7 protein-coding genes are annotated in these 6,167 nt (G+C 40.3%); 6 read left to right on the forward strand and 1 reads right to left on the reverse strand.

What is annotated here, in order from left to right; genetic code table 11:
- The first annotated feature begins 157 nt into the window (after positions 1–157).
- Positions 158–541 carry a hypothetical protein gene (locus WAK81_RS07610; protein WP_422196336.1) on the forward strand — a complete coding sequence of 128 codons (384 nt, stop codon included), beginning with the start codon at positions 158–160 and terminating at the stop codon, positions 539–541.
- Between the two features lie 204 nt (positions 542–745).
- On the opposite strand, the gene WAK81_RS07615 is transcribed toward WAK81_RS07610, so the two are convergent.
- Positions 746–1,240, reverse strand: coding sequence for an Lrp/AsnC family transcriptional regulator (locus WAK81_RS07615; protein WP_422196337.1), 495 nt, complete (start codon positions 1,238–1,240; stop codon positions 746–748).
- Positions 1,241–1,352: 112 nt separating this feature from the next.
- Here WAK81_RS07615 and WAK81_RS07620 point away from each other — a divergent pair, with 112 nt between their 5' ends.
- The 5 genes from WAK81_RS07620 to WAK81_RS07640 form a co-directional block, all read left to right on the forward strand.
- Positions 1,353–1,958, forward strand: a complete 606-nt coding sequence (locus tag WAK81_RS07620) for a LysE family translocator (protein ID WP_422196338.1) — start codon at positions 1,353–1,355, stop codon at positions 1,956–1,958.
- A 521-nt stretch (positions 1,959–2,479) separates the two neighbouring features.
- Positions 2,480–3,232: an electron transfer flavoprotein subunit beta/FixA family protein gene (locus WAK81_RS07625; RefSeq protein ID WP_422196339.1), complete on the forward strand. Its 753-nt coding sequence runs from the start codon at positions 2,480–2,482 to the stop codon at positions 3,230–3,232.
- Between the two features lie 18 nt (positions 3,233–3,250).
- A complete protein-coding gene (locus WAK81_RS07630; RefSeq protein ID WP_422196340.1) occupies positions 3,251–4,183 on the forward strand; it encodes an FAD-binding protein in 933 nt (310 codons plus the stop codon).
- Positions 4,184–4,339: 156 nt separating this feature from the next.
- Complete coding sequence (locus tag WAK81_RS07635) at positions 4,340–4,999, forward strand: hypothetical protein (RefSeq protein WP_422196341.1); 660 nt, start codon at positions 4,340–4,342, stop codon at positions 4,997–4,999.
- A 320-nt stretch (positions 5,000–5,319) separates the two neighbouring features.
- A partial coding sequence (locus WAK81_RS07640; RefSeq protein WP_422196342.1) for a DNA gyrase subunit A occupies positions 5,320–6,167 on the forward strand: 848 nt, incomplete at its 3' end.

Here is a 6,167-nt window from a genome sequence, read left to right on the forward strand (position 1 = left end):
TAAAATGGAATTGAACTGAACATTGGCGTTGGGATGGGCATTTCACTATTGTCTTATTCGTTAAATGCGCCATTTCAGGTATAACAATAAATAGTATTTAATATTTAAAATGAATATTGCTGAGCAGCGTCTCAGTATTTGACCGATGGGAGGTGACATGGACACACTGGTAATTGCGGACATAGAGCAAAAATATGCACAGTTAAGTGAAGCTCAAAAAGAAATGTTTGCAGGTTATGGTTTGCGACAAATCAAGCATTTTGTGGACATTAGCTTACCCAATCTTGAAGTGACTTTACCTGAAGGCGCCATCATTCAAGGGATTAATGTCGATGGGAAAGTTCAGGCCTTTAATGTGGCGACTGGACAATACTATTTATGGATTTCTGACCTGCAATGGCAATTGTCGAATCGTGCGACCCAAGCGGTCGATTTAAAAGAAGATGCGATTGCGATTTGGCAAATTTTTGAATTGTCAGACTATGAATTGGTGGATTTAAGCCATGTACATCGTGATTTTTTAGCACAAGAAACTGAGTAAATTCTGAAGCATCCACACAACATAAAAATAAGATTCAGTCCTGTGGTTTGGGTTTGCCTAAAAGGAAAAGGTTGTCTTCTATAGGCAACCTTTTCTTATAGTAGAACTAATCTATGCGCTTGCAGCACAGGTTAGGTTTAAGCAAGCTACGATTATGCAAATCTTAAATTAAGAACATAGCTTCATTATCTAAAATCAGTTTGCCTATAAATCTTCTAAAGGTAGCTGGAAACTCTGTTTAATAATCTGACTCGGTAAATCTGTTTTGACACTGGTAATACCATTTTTTTTGGTTAGATGTGTGGACTGAAATTTACGGTAACTTTCCAGATCAGGCACCACGACTTTCAGCATCGCATCACTTTCCCCTAGAATAATGTAGCACTCCATCACCTGAGGCAGTTCTTTCATCGCCTCAATAAAAGTATCAATGGTTTCGGCATCCTGACCGACCAGCCAGATGCGCGAAAATAAAATCAGCTGAAAACCAATTTTTTGTTGGTCGACAATAGTCGTGTAATTCTGAATGACGCCTGCATCTTCTAGTAATTTCACCCGGCGTAAACAAGATGAAGGCGAAAGTCCGATTTCACGTGCCAGATCATTATTCTGAATACGGCCATTGGCCTGTAAATGTCGAATGATATTTTTATCAATTCGATCAAGTTTTACCTGTACAGACTTGGTGGATATTTTCATAAGTTAGAATAATATTCGAAAAATAATACTTATTATAAAATAAATTGAAAGCCAATTTTGTAAAAAATCGCAGATACTTATTTCACTTCCTAGAGTTTGAAAGGAAAAGGAAATGTCTGTATTTGTACTCTTTGCACTGACTGTGCTTCCCCTGATTTTTACGCCTGGACCCGATATGTTATTTATCCTGTCTCAAGTGATGGGTAAAGATGCAAAAGCAGGCATGATGGCAACCGTAGGGGTGTGTTGCGGTTATCTGGTGCATTCGATCCTGGTGGCACTCGGAATTGCCGCGATTATTGTGTCCTTTCCGGTGTTATTTGAAGCGATTCGCTGGATCGGCATTGCTTATCTGCTGTATTTGGCCTTTAGTTTGCTCAAATCGGTATTCAGTAAAAATGCGCTGAACATTGAGAAAAAAACGTCAGCCAATCCGATTAAAAAAGGTTTTTTTACTGCGCTGTTAAATCCGAAAGGTATGTTGATTTATTTTGCGATTTTGCCGCAGTTTATTGATAAATCGGCCAATACTGTCAGCCAGGGTTTGATTCTGTCTTTTATTTTTATCAGTCTGATTTTTTTGGTGTATTGTGGCTTAAGTATTTTATTTAGCAAGATCAGCCAGAAAACCCAAATGGATGAACGTAAACAAAAATGGGTGGATGGAACTTCTGGTGGTTTACTGGCACTTGCCGCAAGCTGGTTAATCATCAATTAATCCGGTTGAAAAAAGCATACTGTTCGCAGTATGCTTTTTTTATGATTGCGAAGATTTGAAAATAAATATTCACTTTGTCGGCGTAGGATTCAATGCGCTGGTTTATTATTTGGTCAATTTGTCTTTATATTGGGTTTAATTCGCTCTCAAGAAGAATTCTGTCCAAAATGACAAAAGCTGACATACGTATATTCCGGCTGTTTTACTTCAAGCTGCTTTAAATCAATTTAAATTAAAATTGATCAATCAAAACTTCTGATGTGATTAATCAGATAAAAAAATAATATAAATCAATGATTAAATTTTAAGTAAATATTGATACATTTCATTGTAATAAAATGATAACAATTAATTGTGAACGCATCGTTCAGGGAAAATTACGCATTTTTACAGCTCTTTGTTGAATTGTGACTTGACCGAAATGCCGTACACATTGCAAGATAGGGCACCTAAAAAATTTAAGTGAAGAGTTACACTAACTTTTCTCAACATTTACATTTGCTAAAACAGCCGAGGATTACATGAAGGCTCTTGTTGCTGTAAAACGTGTGGTTGATGCCAACGTTAAAGTTCGTGTTAAACCGGACAACAGTGGTGTTGACTTAACTAACGTTAAAATGTCAATTAATCCATTCTGTGAAATCGCAGTGGAAGAAGCGGTTCGTTTAAAAGAAAAAGGAACTGTTTCAGAAATCATTGTTGTTTCTATTGGTCCTAAAGAAGCCCAAGAACAAATCCGTTCTGCAATGGCTCTTGGCGCTGACCGCGGTATTCTGGTTGAAGCTGATGACAGCCAACTGGGTGCGCTGGAAATCGCTAAAATTCTGAAAGGCGTTGTTGACGCTGAGCAACCACAATTGATCCTTCTGGGTAAGCAAGCCATTGATGACGACTCTAATCAGGTTGGTCAGATGCTGGGTGCTTTATTGGGTGCAGGTCAAGGTACATTCGCTTCTGAAGTGAAAGTAGATGGCGACAAAGTACAAGTAACACGTGAAGTAGACGGCGGTTTACAAACTGTTGAACTGACACTTCCAGCAATTATTACCACTGACTTGCGTTTGAACGAGCCACGTTATGCGGCACTTCCAAACATCATGAAAGCGCGTAAAAAACCGCTGGATACCAAGTCACCTGCAGATTTCGGTGTAAACCCTGCAACTAAACTGAAAACAGTGAAAGTTGAATCACCTGCAGAGCGTAAAGCTGGCGTACAAGTGAAGTCTGTAGACGAACTTGTAGAAAAATTGAAAAATGAAGCGAAAGTGATCTAATACAGAAGGATAAAAATCATGAGTATTTTAGTTATCGCTGAGCACGACAACAAAGCATTAAACGCTGCTACTTTAAACGTTGTTGCTGCGGCGCAAAAAATCGGTGGTGATATCACTGTATTGGTTGCTGGTTCTGGCGCTCAGGCAGTTGCTGACCAGGCGGCTAAAGTTGCGGGCGTAAGCAAAGTATTACTTGCTGATGACGCTGCTTATGTAAACCAATTGGCTGAAAATGTGGCTAAACTTGTTGCTGAATTAGGTAAAGGCTATACACATATCCTTGCTGCCTCTACAACGACTGGTAAAAACATTTTGCCACGTGCAGCTGCGCTTCTTGACGTAAGCATGATTACTGACATCATTGCAGTTGATGGTCCTAAGACCTTCAAACGTCCGATCTATGCAGGTAACGCGATTGCAACCGTAGAATCAGGCGAAGATGTTGTACTGGCAACTGTTCGTGGTACAGCATTTGATGCTGTTGCTGCTGAAGGCGGTTCTGCCTCTGTAGAAGCTGCTACTGTTGCTGGCGATGCAGGCGTTTCTAAGTTTATCAACGAAGAAATCGTGAAATCTGAACGTCCTGAACTGACAGCGGCTCGTATTGTTGTTTCTGGTGGTCGTGGTGTAGGTTCAGGTGAGAACTATCACGCGATCCTTGATCCGTTGGCTGACAAGCTGGGTGCTGCTCAAGGTGCATCACGTGCTGCGGTAGATGCTGGCTTCGTACCAAACGATATGCAAGTGGGTCAAACTGGTAAAATCGTTGCACCTGACCTGTACATCGCTGTAGGTATCTCTGGTGCGATTCAGCATTTGGCTGGTATGAAAGAATCTAAAGTGATCGTTGCGATCAACAAAGATGAAGAAGCACCAATCAATGCAGTTGCTGACTACTGGTTGGTAGGTGATCTGAATACTGTTATTCCTGAATTGGTTTCTAAAATCTAATTCCTGAATCAGATTCGAAAAACGCCTCTTGGTCTTAGTACCAAGAGGCGTTTTTTATTGGAAAATTTTTAAAGATACTCTGTAGTCGAAACTAAAGTGGGTCATTTGGATGAAAAGTGATAAAATCCCGGTTTGCTTTTTCTCCTGTTTTTAATCATGTCTTTTTCCAAAATCGCCCATATCCTGTTCATTAGTTTCCTGCTGATTGCGCTTTATTTGGGTATTTGTATTCATACTGCCCTGAATGCACCAGCTTCGGTAACTCAGTATTTATTTAGTGAATCAGGCGCTTTTGAAGTCATGAGCCCATGGTTATGGTATTTGCTGGCAATACTATGTTTGCTTAATGTTGAAATCAAACCCAATACCCGAATGTTTACGGCTATAGCAGCGACATTGCTGGGATTAAGGGAAATGGATTTTCATAAGCAGGTATTTGAAATGAGTTTTATCAAAACTAATTTCTATCGCAGTGCTGAAATTCCGCTCATGGACAAGCTGCTGGGCTTTGTTTTATTGCTCGGGATTATTTTGGTCTTTCTGGTACTGGCGAAAAAATTGGTGCAAACCATACGAAGCATGAAAAATTCTTTGAATGTTGCACATTTTTTTATCTTCCTCACCATTGCCTGTGGTGGGTTGAGTAAGGTTCTGGATCGTACGACTTCAACCTTAAAAGAAGAATTTAGCATTCAGCTGGTTCCACATACCCAGATCATCATCATGACCATTGAGGAAGGGGTAGAGATGCTATTGCCGATTCTATTGATTGTGGCGGTATTGAGCTACCGTAAGGTACTGAATCAAGCACATTAAAACACAGATTTCACTTCAGGAAGATGCAGCATTTTTTGTGTGCATCTTTTTTTGCGCTGCTGTTTTTGTTCATATTTGAGGCATTAAAAAATACTAGTGTGATGCACTTGTTTTTGGATCTGAAAGAACAAGAAAATGCTCACTAAAATGAAGATAATTAACAAGGTTAAGCTGATTTTTTAGACACAAAAATACAAGTGTTTATGCTATAATTTAGGGCTGTATTTTAGTTTTTAACTCAGTCGTTTGAGTTAATGATTTTGCTAGTTTTACGACATATAAATACAAGTCAAAATTGGCTTGTAGAATAAGGAGTATGCATGAGCGTATCGGAAATTAGACCGATTGCCATTGAGGATGAACTTAAAAGCTCATATCTCGATTATGCGATGAGCGTGATTGTGTCACGTGCATTGCCCGATGTACGAGATGGTTTAAAACCTGTTCATCGTCGTGTGCTTTTCGCAATGCACGAATTAGGCAATGACTATAACAAAGCTTATAAAAAGTCTGCACGTGTAGTCGGTGACGTGATCGGTAAATATCACCCGCATGGTGATTCTGCCGTATACGAAACCATTGTACGTATGGCGCAAGATTTCAGCTTGCGTTACCAATTGGTTGATGGTCAAGGTAACTTCGGTTCGGTCGATGGCGATAGCGCAGCAGCTATGCGTTATACCGAAGTGCGTATGCGTAAACTGACCCACGAACTGTTAGCGGATCTTGAAAAAGATACCGTTGAGTGGGAAGACAACTATGATGGCTCTGAGCGTATTCCTCAGGTCATGCCAACCCGTGTACCGAACTTGTTGATTAATGGTGTCACCGGTATTGCAGTCGGTATGGCGACCAATATGGCGCCGCATAACATGACTGAAGTTGTGAATGCGTGTCTGGCGTATGCCAATGATCCTCAGATCAGTATTGAAGGGTTGATGGAACATATTTCTGGTCCGGATTTCCCGACAGGCGGTATCATTTACGGTAAATCAGGCATCGTCGATGCTTACCGTACCGGTAAGGGCCGTTTGCATATCCGTGGTAAATACCATTTCGAGGAAGATCCGAAGAATGGCCGTACCACGATTGTCTTCACTGAGATTCCATATCAGGTCAATAAAGCAAAAACCATTGAGCGTATTGCTGAACTGGTCAAAGAGAAAAA

The sequence above is a fragment of the Acinetobacter sp. genome (genome assembly GCF_049284435.1).
Lineage (GTDB): Bacteria > Pseudomonadota > Gammaproteobacteria > Pseudomonadales > Moraxellaceae > Acinetobacter.